15 protein-coding genes and 2 tRNA genes are annotated in these 15,577 nt (G+C 59.9%); 5 read left to right on the forward strand and 12 right to left on the reverse strand.

The features are described 5' to 3' along the window. From hisD to CFB17_RS07725, 5 genes are all read right to left on the reverse strand, one after another. Positions 1-1,302, reverse strand: a complete 1,302-nt coding sequence (hisD, locus tag CFB17_RS07705) for a histidinol dehydrogenase (RefSeq protein ID WP_088560821.1) — start codon at positions 1,300-1,302, stop codon at positions 1-3. After that, positions 1,286-1,771: a DUF2948 family protein gene (locus tag CFB17_RS07710; protein ID WP_088560822.1), complete on the reverse strand. Its 486-nt coding sequence runs from the start codon at positions 1,769-1,771 to the stop codon at positions 1,286-1,288. The genes hisD and CFB17_RS07710 overlap by 17 nt, the downstream gene beginning before the upstream one ends. A 46-nt stretch (positions 1,772-1,817) precedes the next feature. After that, positions 1,818-3,098 (reverse strand): UDP-N-acetylglucosamine 1-carboxyvinyltransferase, encoded by a 1,281-nt coding sequence (gene murA, locus CFB17_RS07715; protein WP_088560823.1) that lies wholly within the window; start codon positions 3,096-3,098, stop codon positions 1,818-1,820. Between the two features lie 61 nt (positions 3,099-3,159). Beyond that, the gene (gene dcd, locus CFB17_RS07720) at positions 3,160-3,714 is read right to left on the reverse strand and encodes a dCTP deaminase (protein ID WP_088560824.1); all 555 of its coding nucleotides are present in this window, start codon (positions 3,712-3,714) and stop codon (positions 3,160-3,162) included. A gap of 111 nt (positions 3,715-3,825) precedes the next feature. Then, positions 3,826-4,029, reverse strand: coding sequence for a hypothetical protein (locus tag CFB17_RS07725; protein ID WP_207761973.1), 204 nt, complete (start codon positions 4,027-4,029; stop codon positions 3,826-3,828). 60 nt (positions 4,030-4,089) lie between these two features. Between CFB17_RS07725 and CFB17_RS07730 the strand changes: the two genes are divergently transcribed. Continuing rightward, a tRNA-Thr gene (locus tag CFB17_RS07730) sits at positions 4,090-4,165 on the forward strand. A gap of 313 nt (positions 4,166-4,478) precedes the next feature. Here CFB17_RS07730 and CFB17_RS07735 read toward each other — a convergent pair. From CFB17_RS07735 to CFB17_RS07770, 7 genes are all read right to left on the reverse strand, one after another. Next, complete coding sequence (locus tag CFB17_RS07735) at positions 4,479-4,640, reverse strand: YqaE/Pmp3 family membrane protein (protein ID WP_088560826.1); 162 nt, start codon at positions 4,638-4,640, stop codon at positions 4,479-4,481. A 185-nt stretch (positions 4,641-4,825) separates the two neighbouring features. Beyond that, on the reverse strand, positions 4,826-5,257 hold the full coding sequence (gene crcB, locus CFB17_RS07740) for a fluoride efflux transporter CrcB (protein WP_088560827.1): 432 nt from the start codon (positions 5,255-5,257) through the stop codon (positions 4,826-4,828). A 456-nt stretch (positions 5,258-5,713) separates the two neighbouring features. Further along, positions 5,714-5,787, reverse strand: a tRNA-Gln gene (locus tag CFB17_RS07750). Between the two features lie 36 nt (positions 5,788-5,823). Then, a complete protein-coding gene (locus tag CFB17_RS07755; protein WP_088560829.1) occupies positions 5,824-7,092 on the reverse strand; it encodes a CCA tRNA nucleotidyltransferase in 1,269 nt (422 codons plus the stop codon). Next, entirely contained in the window at positions 7,085-7,354 is a 270-nt protein-coding gene (locus tag CFB17_RS07760) for a DUF6111 family protein (RefSeq protein WP_088560830.1), read from the reverse strand. The genes CFB17_RS07755 and CFB17_RS07760 overlap by 8 nt, the downstream gene beginning before the upstream one ends. After that, a complete protein-coding gene (locus CFB17_RS07765) occupies positions 7,351-7,944 on the reverse strand; it encodes a CoA pyrophosphatase (RefSeq protein WP_165769489.1) in 594 nt (197 codons plus the stop codon). The genes CFB17_RS07760 and CFB17_RS07765 overlap by 4 nt, the downstream gene beginning before the upstream one ends. Before the next feature lie 26 nt (positions 7,945-7,970). Then, positions 7,971-8,540 carry a DUF1285 domain-containing protein gene (locus tag CFB17_RS07770; RefSeq protein ID WP_088560832.1) on the reverse strand — a complete coding sequence of 190 codons (570 nt, stop codon included), beginning with the start codon at positions 8,538-8,540 and terminating at the stop codon, positions 7,971-7,973. 156 nt (positions 8,541-8,696) lie between these two features. Between CFB17_RS07770 and CFB17_RS07775 the strand changes: the two genes are divergently transcribed. From CFB17_RS07775 to CFB17_RS07790, 4 genes are read left to right on the forward strand one after another with little or no spacing between them, the layout of a single operon-like run. Then, positions 8,697-9,695 carry an AAA family ATPase gene (locus CFB17_RS07775; protein WP_088560833.1) on the forward strand — a complete coding sequence of 333 codons (999 nt, stop codon included), beginning with the start codon at positions 8,697-8,699 and terminating at the stop codon, positions 9,693-9,695. Positions 9,696-9,730: 35 nt separating this feature from the next. Beyond that, positions 9,731-10,636: a DUF58 domain-containing protein gene (locus CFB17_RS07780; protein ID WP_088560834.1), complete on the forward strand. Its 906-nt coding sequence runs from the start codon at positions 9,731-9,733 to the stop codon at positions 10,634-10,636. Between the two features lie 2 nt (positions 10,637-10,638). Then, positions 10,639-13,395, forward strand: coding sequence for a DUF4159 domain-containing protein (locus CFB17_RS07785; RefSeq protein ID WP_088560835.1), 2,757 nt, complete (start codon positions 10,639-10,641; stop codon positions 13,393-13,395). Positions 13,396-13,436: 41 nt separating this feature from the next. Next, positions 13,437-15,512, forward strand: a complete 2,076-nt coding sequence (locus tag CFB17_RS07790; protein WP_088560836.1) for a hypothetical protein — start codon at positions 13,437-13,439, stop codon at positions 15,510-15,512. Positions 15,513-15,577: the final 65 nt, after the last annotated feature.

Genomic DNA, 15,577 nt, shown 5'->3' on the forward strand with positions numbered 1-15,577 from the left:
TTATACTCCGCTTGGGGCGGATCTTATCCGGACAGCGCGCTCATGGCCCTGGAGCCCTTCGGCATGCGCCATCGTCGCGGCCTCGACGGCCAATGCCGAGAAGGACTGGCTGTCACATTTGAGAAAGGTCGTCCGCTTCATGAAATCGATGGTCGAAAGGCCAGAGGCAAATCGGGCGGTTCGGCCTGTAGGCAATACGTGATTGGGTCCACCCACGTAGTCGCCGATGACTTCGGGCGTCCAGCAACCGATGAACACCGAACCTGCATGCCGCACCCGGTCCAAGAGGCGTTCAGGCGCTTCAACTGCCAATTGAAGATGCTCAGGTGCCAGACGGTTGGACAGATGGATTGCCTCGTCAAGCGACACGACCTTGATGATCGCACCGAGCTTTTCCCAGCTTTCTCGCGCGATCTCCTTACGCGGCAATTCGGCCAGTTGCCTTTCGACTTCGACTGCGACCCGCTCTGCATACTCGGCATTCGGCGTTAGAAGTATCGACTGAGCTCGTGTGTCATGCTCCGCCTGGGCCAAGATGTCGGCGGCGATCCAAGAAGGATCGCAGCTGCCGTCGGCAATTACGACGACTTCGGAAGGACCGGCTATCATATCAATACCAACCCGACCAAAGACTTGGCGCTTAGCCTCCGCTACGAATGCGTTGCCCGGGCCGACGATCTTATCCACGGGACGAATCATCGAAGTGCCATAAGCAAGCGCCGCAATCGCCTGGGCGCCTCCAATCCGGTAAACTTCGTCGATTCCCGCCAGATGAGCGGCCGCCAGGACCCATTGGTTAAGATTACCTTTGGGTGCGGGAGCGACCATCACCAAGCGTGAGCAGCCCGCCACCTTGGCGGGTATCGCGTTCATGAGTACGGAACTTGGGTAGGCCGCCGTACCACCAGGGACGTAGAGGCCAACCGCGTCGATCGCTGTCCAGGCCAGTCCCAGCCCAATCCCCTGCGCATCGACCCAATGTTTCGGCTCGGGACGCTGGCGTTCATGGAAGGCGCGGATCCGGGAAGCAGCTAACTCGAGAGCTTGGCGTGCCTCAGCGGACAGGTCCTTGAACGCCAGAGCCATCTCATCGGCACTAACCCGCAGATCGTCAATCGATGCTTCGAGGCCGTCAAATCGGCGTGTAAGGTCCTCGACTGCGCGATCACCTTCCATTTTGACACGCTCGATGATCGCGGTCACGGCATCGCGCACATCCGCTTGCTCGTCCCGACGCGCATTCACATAGTCGACGAAGGAACGCTCGAATCCGGCACGGGCGGTATCAAGCCTGAGCGTCATAACTCTCGGTCCACCCAGGAAGAATTGATGCTTCGTGATCACATGGCGTTATCGCGCAAGGCCTGGGCTCACCGAAGTCGTCGAGTACGGCAGCGATTTTCGACGTTCGCAGCGAAATCTGCGCCTCGCCTTCAAAGACAAGCTTGATCTCCACAGCGTAGCTCTTGCCGGGCTCGGTGGCGATCGTGAGCAGCGAGAGCGATGCGTCCGGATTCTCTGGATCGAGTCCTTTATATTTGACCTCGAAGATTTCCTGGAACGTCAGCACGCTCATGATCTCAGTCAGTCCCTCGCATGTCTTGGGATCTGACTGGCGCTCACGTCGGTAGCGGGTGAACGCCGCCAAAAAACGCTTTTCGTCTTTTATATAGGCCATTTCCCGGAGCGACACGCGGGCATCCTGGAGAACGGCGGAAATAACTCCTAGATCCTCCGCATCGGTTGCCTTCAGGCGAAGCTTGTCACTCATTTCAGCTCTTTCATTAAGGACCGGCGCCGATGCGATAGAGCGCTCGCTACGGGATACGCTCGACGCATGCCCCAACTGCCTGCAATTTCTGCTCGAGATGCTCGTAGCCGCGATCGAGATGGTAGATGCGATTGATCTCGGTCTCCCCTTCGGCAGCCAAAGCCGCCAGAACCAGGGAGACCGAGGCGCGCAGATCAGTGGCCATCACCGGCGCACCTCTAAGCGTCGTTCCGCGCGCGCCCTGCCCTCGCACCAGCGCCGATCCGCCGTGAATGGTGATCTGAGCCCCCATCCGCGCCAGTTCCGGTACATGCATGAAACGGTTTTCAAAGATCGTCTCGGTGATCATCGACGCACCCTCTGCATTGCACATGAGGGCCATGAACTGCGCTTGCAAGTCCGTCGGGAATCCAGGATAGGGCCGCGTCATCACGTCAGTACCGCGAAGCCCCTCCGATGCCACGCTGACGGCAAAGCCGTCGGCGGTGTCCGTAAACTGCAAGCCGGCCTCCTCTAGTTTCTCCCGAGCACCACCCAGCAGCCCTAAATCGCCGCCAGTGATGTGCAGCCGGCCACCGGTGATGCCAGCTGCCATGACATAAGTGCCAGCCTCGATGCGGTCGGGCATGATCGAATGCACGGCTCCGTGCAGTTGCGCTACGCCTTCGATGGTAATGGTGCTCGTTCCAGCTCCTTCGATCGCGGCACCCATGCTCGAGAGCAAAAGGGCAAGATCAACGATCTCCGGTTCGCGCGCGGCACCTATGATCGTGGTCGTGCCCTTAGCAGTCGCCGCAGCCATAAGCAGATTTTCCGTGGCGCCTACCGAGGGCTGAGTAAGCTCGATACGCGCACCTTTAAGGCCACCCGCCGGCGCCCGGGCTGTCACATAGCCTTGCGACAGCTCGATGATCGCTCCCAGACGCTCCATGCCGCTCAGGTGCAGGTCGATCGGCCTCGTGCCGATGGCACAGCCTCCGGGCATGGAGACGATAGCCTCGCCACCGCGCGCCAGTAGGGGCCCGAGGACAAGGACCGATGCACGCATCTTTCGAACAAGGTCGTAGGGCGCGGTGGTGCTAAGCAATTCCTGACAATGAAAGGCTACGCGCCCCGGCTCGCCAGGAAGGTATGTCGATGCGACGCCGAGCCTTTGGACCAAACGCATCATTGAGACGACGTCGGCCAATTCCGGAACATTGCGTAGTTCCAGCGTGTCTCCCGTCAAAAGCGTGGCCGCGATCAACGGCAGCGCGGCATTTTTGGCACCACTGATCGCCAGCGTCCCCTCGAGCTTGCGGCCGCCAGTTATCAAAAGCCGATCCATGATGTGATCTTTCACGCCTGCGTCTGGTAAAGGCGCTCGTCGCGCCTGCTGTTCTACGCTTTCAAAGCCGAGGCAACGTCACGCCTCGCTGGCCCATATATTTCCCTTGCCGATCGGCATAGGATATTTCAGGTGCTTCCTGCCCCTGCAAAAACAGGAACTGGCACAGACCCTCATTGGCGTAGACCCGCGCGGGAAGCGGCGTGGTATTCGAAATCTCGAGAGTCACATGGCCTTCCCATTCGGGCTCCAGTGGCGTGACGTTCACGATCATGCCGCAGCGCGCGTAAGTGCTCTTGCCAAGGCAGATCACCAGGACGTCGCGTGGAATCCGGAAATACTCGACGGTACGCGCCAGTGCGAAGCTATTGGGCGGGATAACGCATGAATCACCGTCGCGCTCAACGAAGCTTGTCGCGGTGAAATTTTTGGGATCGACGACTGCACTGTCGACATTAGTAAAGATGCGAAACTCCGGCGCCACGCGGGCGTCGTAGCCATATGACGAAAGACCGTAGGATATCACTCCCTCGCGTGTCTGCCGATCGACGAACGGCTCGATCATACCTTTGGTCAACGCAAGTTCGCGGATCCGGTGATCCGGCAGGAGCGACATGCAGTAGATACCCCATCTCGAATGCGAAAACGCGCGTGGCGCCAACGCCCGTGAAACCTAGACCCCTTCATAGGCCATGGCGTTTTATCGCTCAATAAGGCCTGGTATCGATCAGCCTTCATCCTTGACCATAAAGGACGACCTTTCCTTAGCCTCAGCGAGCTTTGACGCTCGGGCCTTTCGGCGACGAAGGTTGGCGCGTAACTGGATTGCCAGCCGAGCCTTGCGCTCGTTGGCCGCGTCGTCGGTGACGCTGCTGATCGCCTCGGTCTCCTGTTTATGCTTCACATCCGGCATATGCGGCCCGCCTTGCATGTCCTGGAACCTTATGGCATCTAGCACGCCGTCAAGCTGGGGTTCCACCGGGACCTAGATGCTGCCGTAGCTCAGTCGGTAGAGCGCGTCCTTGGTAAGGACGAGGTCGTTGGTTCGATTCCAATCGGCAGCACCAGAAATCAACGCTCGCAGTCGAGCGTTGCCGAAATCCTAAGCGCAGTAGGTTCATGGCACGCCATCGGTCGCGGCGCACGCGTGGCAATGCCCTGGCCGGCACCTTGCCGGCGTAGCCTTGGCGAAGATCGTCTCCGCCCATCACTAAAGAGCGCCGAAGAGATCACATTCTCGACGGCCGTGACGATGCCTGGATGATGGTCAGGGAGGCGCCTAGTCCAACCGCCCACGGATCTTTTTAGTCTGAGATCGACATCATCGGTAGATTTACACCGAGCTGGGCACACGGCAGCCGATACCGGTCCAGGTCTGTTTCAGGCGTGGGTCGGCCAATGCGTCGAGACAATGTATGCCGCGTGGATGATACCGGGCAGATAGCCCAGGAGCGTCAGCATCACGTTCAAGCTGAACTCCTGGCCGGCACCCACAGTCCAATAGACCGCTATCGGTGGACAAAGCAAAATCGTCAAAAGCATCCCGCCACTCAAAAGCCTGTCCCCCGACCCGGTCCAATCTCGACCCACTCCGTCATCAATGGGTTTCAACGCACGAACTCTCCGGTTCGGCCGCTCTTTAACGCACCATAAGACAAATTGATCGGCATCATGCAACGGGGATACGCCAAGCTAACGTCGAAACGCCTCGATGTTGGAATGCGCAACTATGCCTCCTTATCGATGTCGAGATGCGCGATCTGCCTGACACTCCCGTTTAGGTGAGCGGCGATAAGATGTCCCGAGGCGACGGCACCTATACAAAGCGCGACAGAAGCCACAATGTTCAAAGCGGCTCTCGCGATGGCGCCAGACCGCAAAAGGTCCAGCGTTTGCAGGCTGAAGGATGAAAAGGTCGTATACCCACCGCAAACTCCAACCATCACGAATAACCGCGTATTCTCCGAGACGGGAAATCTGCCTTGTGCGAGGGTCAGCGTGCCGAACAAACCAATAATAAAAGAACCCGTTATGTTGATGACGATGGTGCCCCAGGGCAGATCGCGACTGATGGGCAACGTCAGGACGGATATGGCATAGCGGGCCAATGTGCCCAACGCGCCTCCCGCCATGATTATCAAGCAGACATTGAATGGCATTTGTGTGTCCGGCTTTGTACGCGGCCGGAGTGCCTAGACCCCTACCGCTAAATTAGCGCGTCAGGAATTATCCGAATTAACGGTGGTTTCGGGAACTCCGTTCCCATCGACTGGCAGAGACCGATCGACGTTGCTTTTCAAAGGCCACGCACCGGCACGTACCGAACCACCTTGGACGGCGCGATGTTAATCAGCTCATTCTGCGTGAACGCCTGCCGGCTTTGAGCGCAATCTTGACGAAGATGGATCAGCCCGGGCCGCACCGCCAAATCTCCTTCGATCGCGGCCCCATGGATAGGATCGCGCAATGGCTCCAACGCCAATGGAACAAGCGCCATGGATGGCGTCAAAGGCGAAGCGGCACCGGCCACAGCGCTGCTCAAGCGCTGGAGAGGGCGCTGCATATCGCGCACGAAAGACGCGACAGCGCCAGGCCGTCAACAAATAGGCAAATTATGGCTGGGGGACCTGGATTCGAACCAAGACTGCTCGGTTCAGAGCCGAGAGTTCTACCGTTAAACTATCCCCCAAAGGGAGACCCGCATTGGGGCGTTCCGCGGAGCGCCTTATCGTTGCTCAAAGGGATGTTTGTCAAGTCGTCCCACCACCAGCCGATCAAGCAGAGCCAAGCACCCCGAACGGTCTAAAGAGAAGTTGCTATCCACCCAGGCTGCCTCGACCTGCCGTTTGATATTTCCAAGCGCCGGCCCGGGATCGATGCCCCTTGAGATGAAGTCGTTGCCCGTGATCGGCAGAACCGGCCGAGATGAAGCGCTCGCTGCTGCTAGAATTTTGACTAACGCCGTTGGGTCGCCGTCACGCCTCACCCAGATCAACGTTAGGAAGTCCGCGGCCTCACGTAGCGGCATATTTCTGACATACGACCATCGACGGAGGCTGTCGAAGTCGTCGAGTTCGTCAGGGAGCTCTTCGGTGAGAAGCAGGAGAAGTTGGCTGCGCTCTCGCCGCGATAACTTCAACGACGCGCCCAAGCTTTCGGCCTCAGGACGACTAAATCGCCTCGATAGTGACAAAAGCACGGCAAGGGACAGTATCGGCCCCGGCGCGATGCCGAATTCATGCAGCCGTCTGAGACTGGCAAGGTCAGGCTGGTAAGGGACGATCAACCTCCAGATACCGGATTGTTCCATCAGCTTGATACTGAGGACGGCGCGCTGCTCGACCAAAATCCGACTGAGCTCGCTCCAGATACGTTCAGCGGCCAGAGACTTCAAACCATCTCGATGACGCACGCATGCCGCCAGCGCGGCGAGATCAGGCGGCTCTTGTCCCAAGCGGGCTAGAAAGCGGAAAAAGCGCAAGATGCGTAGATAATCTTCGCGGATGCGAAGATCGGGTTCGCCGATGAATCTGACTCGCCCGGCCTTTAGATCCGACACGCCATCGAAGGGGTCGAAGACCGTTCCGTCCAGGCTGCAGCTCAGTGCGTTGAAGGTAAAATCCCTGCGCGCCGCATCGACCACAAAATCATCGGTGAATTCCACAACAGCATGACGTCCATCTGTTTGGACGTCACGGCGCAAGGTGGTTACTTCAAATCGCCCCCCATCGACCAGAGCCGTTATCGTACCATGGCGCAAGCCCGTCGGAATGACCTTGATGCCGGCATCCTGAAGCAGCACCATCGCCTCCTCCGGTCTCGCCTGCGTCGCGACGTCGAGATCGTGATTGTCTGCCTGATCGTCCAAAATCGCATCTCGCACGGCACCACCGACGAATCGGGACTGCCGTCCGGTCCGGCCCAGTGCGTCGAAAAGTCGACGCGCCGCCGGATCCCTTAACCAAGGCGAACGCAGACGCGGGAGTTCAGTCATTTTCCCTCTGCACAGCGCCCGGGACGACCTGCCCTTTTTTGTCCAGATGAGGCGGAACGTAGGTTCCGCCTGGCGGTTCGCCGCTCGCCATGAATGCGAGCACGCTCGCCACGATGAGGATCACCATCGCTACGAGGAACAGCGTTGGCCAGAGCGATCCGCTGCGCGTTGCGAGATCTAAACCAAGAGTCAATCGCCTGACGATATAGGTCAATATTCTAAAAATTAATAGAAGTAAGAGAATGACGAATATTCGCGTCATGATGGCGGATCGACTATACGCGACACAAAATCAATTAGAATTGCAGCGGTAGCCCCCCAAATTCGCCGGTTTTCAAAGTCCAGCAGCATAGAGATCCTTGCGCCGTTCTGGCCTGAGAGACGTTCGCACCGATGGTTTCTCCGGTCGAGCAACCACGCCAGCGGCAGCTCGAACAGGTCCGCGACCTCGCAGGGATTGGGCGAGAATTCGGGATGGGCATGAGTCCAGCCGACTACCGGAAAAATCCGATAGCCACTCGTCGTGTCATAGGCAGGAAGACGCCCGATCACCTCGACTAAGTCCGGCTCCAGCGCGATTTCCTCACGGGCTTCCCGAAGGGCGCCAGCTTCATCGTCCGGATCACCTTGCTCAAGACGGCCACCGGGCAAGCTGATCTGGCCCGGATGACCTCTTAAATCTTTCGTTCTCTCGGTCAGCAAAATGGTCGGGCCGGATGGACGATCGATCAAAAGGATCAACACTGCTGCCGGCTTCAATTCGCTCGCTCCGACGGCCCAGCCGAGCGGATCACCGTTGCGACGGCTCGGGAACGCTCCCAGGCTCTTCTTAAGCCGGACGGGGTCAAACATGGTATTGGATCCGGTCGACCGAGCTTTCATCCTAACGCATCGAGAGTGAAAAAGCGGCCATCGCTCCAGATACCCCACACGTCGTTCTCGATCTCGGCATACTTGGCAAGCTCGAGGTAGACCGCCTGCGTGAGACGTGCCTCCAGACCACGTTCGGTCAGCAAATAGGGCGCATCGCCGCCTTTGGGCATTCGACGGATGGTCAGTGGATGCAGCGCCGACAGGCCATACCAAACACCCATGTTGGTCTGGAACTCAAAGCGCCTCATCCCAAAGGTTGAAGACCCAAGTCGAAGGCCGACAGCCAGGAAAGCCGAGTCCTCGACCTCCACCAGGCCCTGCTCGAATGGTGTGATGAGCCAGTGCCGCCCTCGCTCATCGCGATAGAGGCTTCGGGCGAATAATGCCGCGAGCTCCGGCCGACCAATAAGGGAATCCCGATAGTACCAGTTGCCACGCCGATCGATCGACAGCGACAAGGTGCCGCAATCCGCCCGCTCGCCCTTCAGGACCTCGAGCGTGCGTAGCGGATCGAATTCCGTTCGACGATCGCCCCCCGGGGCCGCTTTCTTCCCCTCATCGCGCGATGCTGGCATGGTCTGATGAAAAGCCCTTCATCGATCGGATGACCAGCCCTCCCATTTGACTGGCAACGATCACTTGCCGCAGGTCGAACCCTATGTCACCTCTGGCAACTAGGGAAGTGCGTGACAGTGCGAAGGCTACGCTGCCAGGAGCTGGGGAAGGAGCCCATGACCGACCTTACTAACGATGAGACGATGGTGACAGCCGCCGAGACGGCGATGAGCAAGCTCGCCGCAGTAAGAGAAGAGCTTGGCAAGGTCATATTCGGCCAGCGTCAGGTCGTCGATGAGACCCTCATCTCGGTTCTAGCAGGCGGCCACGCTCTCCTGGTTGGTGTACCAGGCCTAGCGAAGACCAGGCTCGCGCAGTCTTTGGGGACGGTGTTGGGATTAAGTGAGAAGCGGGTGCAATTCACCCCGGATCTCATGCCATCGGACATTCTGGGTTCCGAGATCCTCGACGAGGATGAGCAAGGACGCCGCTCGTTCCGCTTCGTCCGTGGGCCCATTTTCTGTCAACTCCTTATGGCCGATGAGATCAACCGCGCCAGCCCTCGCACCCAAGCAGCGCTCCTCCAGGCGATGCAGGAGCGGTTCGTGACCATTGCTGGGCAGACTCATCCCCTACCCACACCGTTCCACGTGCTGGCAACGCAAAATCCCATCGAGCAGGAGGGCACGTATCCGCTACCCGAGGCTCAGCTGGATCGCTTTCTACTTCAGGTTAATATCGATTACCCCGATGAGGAGGCCGAGCGTCGCATGATGATCGCGACGACGAGCGGCCAGGAAACTTCGCCCGTAACTGCCCTCGACGCTGAATCGTTGATCGCTATCCAGGCCCTGGTGCGGCGCATGCCCGTTGGCCAGAAGCTGGTCGACACAATTCTTGCATTGGTTCGCGCGGGTCGTCCTCAGCTCAAGATCGTGAGCGACCTAGAGAACTTGATCGCCTGGGGTCCAGGCCCACGGGCCAGTCAGGCGCTCATGCTTGCCGTGCGCGTGCGCGCTTTGATCGATGGCCGCCTTGCGCCTTCGATAGAAGACGTTAAGGCGCTGGCAGCACCTGTCCTTCGCCACCGAATGGCCACGACCTTCGGCGCACGGGCCGAAGGTATTTCGATCGATATGATCATCGAGCGGCTTTGCCGTCACGTGATAGGCTAACCAATGTTTGATCCGTTCAAGATGGAAATGCGAATTTGACGACCTCGGGAGCGCCCTTCGGCCCCGAGCTCGAACGTCTTCGTGCTCGAGCAGAACATCTAAGCAATCGGCTGCCGGCGCTTCTTGTCGAGGCCGAGCGCGTGGCGGCGACTGTAGCACAAGGCGTCCACGGCCGCCGCCGTACCGGCACCGGTGAGGCGTTCTGGCAGTTTCGTGCCTATCAGGCAGGCGACGAACCCAAGTCGATCGACTGGCGTCAGTCCGCGAAGGGCGCGCACATCTTCGTACGGCAACAGGAGTGGGAAGCGGCGGAGAGCGTCTGGCTGTGGGTCGATTCATCGCCGTCGATGCACTTTCGATCCACCGATGTGTGGCCGCGCAAACATGAGCGTGCGCTGATCCTCATTCTCGCACTTGCGACGCTGCTCGTTCGGGGCGGGGAACGCATCGTCGCTTTGGGCAGCGGCGGGCGCCCCCGGAGCGGGCGACTTGGTCTTGTCCACTTCGCTCAGTCGTTGCTCGAGGCATTCAGTCGGAACGATGTCAGGCTGCCGCCGCCCGATCGGCTCCCCCGTTTTGCGCGAATTGTCCTGATCTCGGATTTCCTCGAACCGCTTCACGAGATAAGGGATAGTCTGGCCGCCTTCACCGCGAATGGCGCCACAGGCGCGGTCCTGCAGGTCACCGACCCTGCAGAGGAAGAATTGCCTTACGCGGGCCGCGTACTGTTCCAAGGACTGGAACGCGAAGGAACCGCGCTGGTCCGCAACGTCGATAGAACGCGCAGCTCTTATCAAAAGGCATTCTTTGCACAACGCCAGGGGCTGCAAGAGCTGGCCTCACGTCAAGGATGGCGATTTGCAGCACATCGGACCGACCGGTCCGCTGAAAGCGGCCTCCTCGCACTCTACCAGATGCTAGCTCCAAAAGCGGTTCGCTGACCATGCTGAGCCTCGGGGTCATTGCCTTCGCTCATGTCTGGGTCCTACTGGCTCTCCTGGCATTGCCGGTCATCTGGCTTCTCCTCAGGGCCACGCCCCCCAGCCCAAAGCAACAAAGCTTTCCAGCTCTTCGTCTGCTCCTAAGGCTCGACAACGAGGAGGAAACGCCGGCCCGAACGCCCTGGTGGCTCCTCTTACTGCGCCTTGCAGTGGCCCTCTTGATCGTGCTGGCCATTGCCAATCCAATCATCAATCCGACGGCCGAATTGAACGGCAACGGCCCTCTGCTCCTTGTCGTCGATGATGGATTTGTAACGGCGGCCGATTGGCCCGCGCGCAAGGAACAGATCAAGCGGTTCGCCACACAGGCGCAGCGGGAAGGTCGTGAGGTAATGGTCCTTCGCACCGCGCCGGACCCTCAAGGTAATGTTCGTCTTGAGAGCCTGCCGGTCGACCGGCTGCTGGAGGAGATCGACGGGTGGATGCCGCAACCTTGGGCGGTAGATCGCGCGGCGGCCGTGACCGCGCTCGCTGACTTGAAGGCACCAGTGACCAGCGTCTGGATCGGCGACGCGATCGCCACGAGTCGGGCTAGCGAAAAGGATGCCGCCAATCTAGCGCATCGGATCAGCGCGCTTGGCCCTGCCAGGTTTCTTGGCGATAGCGCTGCCATGCCACCACTTTTGTATCCGCCAGATTCTTCATCGAGCGACTTGAAAGTCGTCGCAAAGCGACCACTCCCTGGGCCAGCCGACGAGCGGCAAATTCGCGCGATCGGCCCGGATGGCGAAGTCCTGGCGCACGCAGCGTTGCATTTCGCCGAGGGGGACAAGCTGGGCTCAGCGATCTTCGATCTGCCGGTCGACCTAAAGAACAGGATCGCGCAACTGGAACTCCAGCCGCGGCTCAATGCAGGCGGCGTCGTCCTTTTGGACGAGCGGTGGCGACGAAGGACCGTTGGCATTGTCGGCAACGCAAACGACACAGCCGACCAGCCGCTGCTCTCCGAAGACTATTTTCTTGAACGCGCCTTTAAGCCCTTTGCGGCGGTTCGCACGGCCAGTATCGAGGAGCTCACGTCGGCGCCGCTTTCTTTGATTGTCCTGCCCGACACGGGTCAGCTTGCCGACGAGCCGCTGCAAAAGCTATCGAAATTCGTTGACGATGGCGGTGTGGTCCTGAGGTTCGCCGGCCCACGCTTCGCGGCTGGCCACGACAATTTCGTCCCGGTTGCCTTAAGGGGAGGAGACAGGCAGCTTGGGGGTGCCCTCTCCTGGTCGCAGCCGCTCGCCATAACCCAGTTCAATCCGCAAGGCCCGTTCGCAGGGCTCATCCCGAATCCGGAAGCGACGGTCAACCGCCAGGTACTAGCGGAGCCCGGACCAAATCTCGCGGCCGCCTCGTTCGCCAGCCTCTCGGATGGCACACCTTTGATCACGGGCAAACGCATGGGCAAAGGCTGGCTCCTGCTCGTGCACACGACGGCGAATACGAGTTGGACCTCACTGCCGTTATCGGGGCTGTTCGTCGACATACTTCGGCGGACGCTGGTCTTGGCACCGGGAGCCGGCGGCATGCCGACAGGCAGCCTTCATCCAAGCGCCGTCCTCGATGGATTTGGTAATCTTCGCCCGTCGCCAGCCGGCCTTGCGCCCATATCTTCCGCCGATTTTCCAAAGGCAATCGCAGGCCCGCAGCATCCACCCGGCCTCTATGCTCCGACCTCGGTCGATGCAAGCGAGGATCAGATCGCCCGCTCGGCCCTGAACGTGCAAACAGGCGCCGTCGACTATATTGCGCTGCAACCGGAGTTGCTCGGTGGTCCATTGGAGACGTTTTCCCTGCCGTCTGAATTTGGTCTTGGCCCCTGGCTTCTCTTGCTTGCCTTCCTGCTCGGGCTGGCCGACATGGTGATCGGCTTAGCGCTACGGGGGCTGGGGCTAAGGCTTGGACGGGCGACGGCGCTGGGCATCGCGGCGTGTGTGCTACTGCTTGGCTCCCAAAGCACAAGCTTTGCGCAGTCGGATAACCAGCCACCTTCCAAGGCCATGAAGGCCACGCTCGAGACACAATTGGCCTATGTGCTGACCGGCAATCAATCAGTTGACGATATGAGCCGGGCCGGACTGGAGGGCCTGGGCCAAGTTCTGGGCATGCGGACCTCAATCGAGCCCGCCGACCCGGCGGCGATTGACCTCGCTACGGACGATCTCGCAGTCTATCCGTTCATCTACTGGCCCATGCCGCCTAGTTTTCCGGACCTGAACGATGCCGAGCGCCAGCGTATCGAGGCGTACTTGCGTCAAGGCGGCATGATCCTGTTCGACACGCAGGACGCAGGTGACCTGCTGCCTGGTCAGAACGGTGGTGGACCTGGCGAGCAAAGACTGGCCCAAGTCCTCCGCGGGCTGGATATCCCGCCGTTGATGCAAGTTCCGCCTGACCATGTTCTGACCCGATCATTCTATCTCCTGCAGGACTTCCCTGGGCGTTGGACGGGTCAGCCCGTATGGGTCGACCAGGTACCGACGTCGCTTAATGATGGCGTTTCCAGCGTCATCATCGGCGCAAATGACTGGGCGGGTGCCTGGGCCGTCGACGAGTTTGGCAACAGCCTTCTCCCGGTAGTCCCGGGTGGAGAAGAACAACGCGAGATGGCCCGACGCTTTGGCGTCAACGCCGTGATGTATGCGCTCACCGGCAACTATAAGACTGACCAGGTCCATGTCCCTGCACTCCTCGAGCGCCTTGGCCAGTAAGAAATTTTTCGATTTCGTCGGGATTTTATGGCGAGAATTTTATGGATAAATACAGCCTTACATGGACCCCTTATTTCCCCGTTAGTGTGGTCGCGGGCCTCGCCATTCTTTCCCTCATCGTTCTATTCCTCGGCTTCTACCGGCGAGCAAGAGGTTCGGTCTTTCGCGCTGTCTTCGTCATCGTGGCACTTGTATCACTCATCAATCCGTCGCTGCGCGATGAACAACGCCAGCCTTTGCCCGATGTGGCACTGGTCGTCGTCGACCGTTCGCCCAGCCAGCGTCTGGCAAAACGCGACGGGCAAGTCGACGACGCGGCCAAAGACTTGACCAGCCGCCTGAGCAAGATACCCAACCTGCAACTCCGCCAGATCGAACTTGACGGCGATGCGGACGGAACGAAGCTGAACGACCGGCTGGCCGAAGCTCTGGGCGAGATCGACAAATCGCGCATCGGTGCCGTTATTGCAGTGACCGACGGCCAGATTCACGATGCTCCGGGGGCGGGAGACGAAGGGACCTTGCAAAGACAGCGGGATCTTCTGGGGACACCTCTCCATGTCTTGCTGACGGGACGCCCGGACGAGCAGGATCGCCAACTCACCATAGAACAGGCGCCGACTTATGTGATGGTGGGACAGGACGCTTCCATCACTGTTCGCGTGACAGAGAGCCCGTCTGGGAGCGATACGGTCCCCGTCATTCTCCGCCAGGACGGCAAGCAAGTTGCCCAGATTGAGGCACGCCCAGGACAGCCGGCGACCATCCCCTTTCGCCTCGACAAAGCGGGCCCGGCGGTGCTGGAGGCGGAAGCCGCTGTGCGACCTGGAGAGCTTACCGCGCTCAACAATCGAGCCATCGCGAACGTCAATGGCGTTCGCGACCGGCTGCGGGTGCTGCTTGTATCAGGTGAGCCCTATCCCGGGTTACGGGTATGGCGGAATCTCTTGAAGGCAGACCCGGCTGTCGATCTGGTCCACTTCACGATCTTGCGCCCGCCGGAAAAACAGGACGGCACACCCATCCGCGAGTTGGCGCTGATCGCCTTCCCCTCACGCGAGCTTTTTGAGGTTAAGCTGAACGAGTTCGATCTCGTCATCTTCGATCGCTACAACCGACGCGGGCTGCTACCGCTAGCCTATCTCGACAACATTGCGAATTATGTCGAGCATGGGGGAGCGCTACTCGAGGCCACGGGTCCTGAGTTCGCCTCGCCGACCAGTCTCTTTCGCACGCCGCTCTCGCGCATTCTGCCCGGGAGGCCTTCCGGCGAAGTCTTCGAGCGCGAATTTAAGCCTCATATCAGCGAACTCGGTCAACGACATCCGGTCACACAGGGACTGGCTCCCCCTGACGGGGATCCCTCATGGGGCGACTGGTTCAGACAGGTGGACGTGGAGGCTGGAGGCGCGCAGGTCGTCATGACCGGCGTAGCGGATCGCCCGCTCTTGGCATTAGCGCGTATGGGACAGGGCCGCGTGGCCCAGCTACTGTCAGATCACGCATGGCTTTGGGCTAGAGGCTTTCAGGAGGGTGGCCCGCAGGCGGCACTCCTCCGGCGCCTCGTTCACTGGTTGATGAAGGAGCCGGAACTTGAGGAAGAAAGGCTTGAGGCCGGTGCCACGGCCGACGGGATCAGGATCACGCGTCACACGATAGGACAAGACCCGATCAAGGCCACGATAACGGCCCCGGATGGCACGGAGCGCACCGTCAGCATGCAACCCGACGCGGCGGGCGTGGCTCGTGCCAGCGTCGTCGCCGACCAGGATGGCCTTTATAAGGTGAGCGACGGAGATCACGCCGTCTACGTAGAGCCACATCCGATCGCAGCTCGAGAACTTGCGGATATTCGCGCCACGGCCGACCGCCTCGCTCCCCTGGCCACCGCTACCGGCGGTTCGGTCAACTGGCTCTACCAAGATGGGGTCCCGGACATTCGGACGATCGCCGCAGGCCGAAGAATGGAAGGCCGAGGCTGGATCGGAATCAGGCAGAATGGCGCCTACAATGTCACCGGCTCGTCGGATATCGCGCTAATCCCGCCATGGCTGGCATTACTTCTGTTGGCAGGAGCGATTGCCGGCGCCTGGTGGGCGGAGGGGCGCTCGGCATAGCCGTCCGGTCGGCGCGCCGACATTGGCCAGATCGTTTTTCTTTGTGACGCCTCTATTCGGTGCGG

Origin of the sequence: Arboricoccus pini (assembly GCF_900187945.1) — a bacterium.
GTDB lineage: Bacteria > Pseudomonadota > Alphaproteobacteria > Geminicoccales > Geminicoccaceae > Arboricoccus > Arboricoccus pini.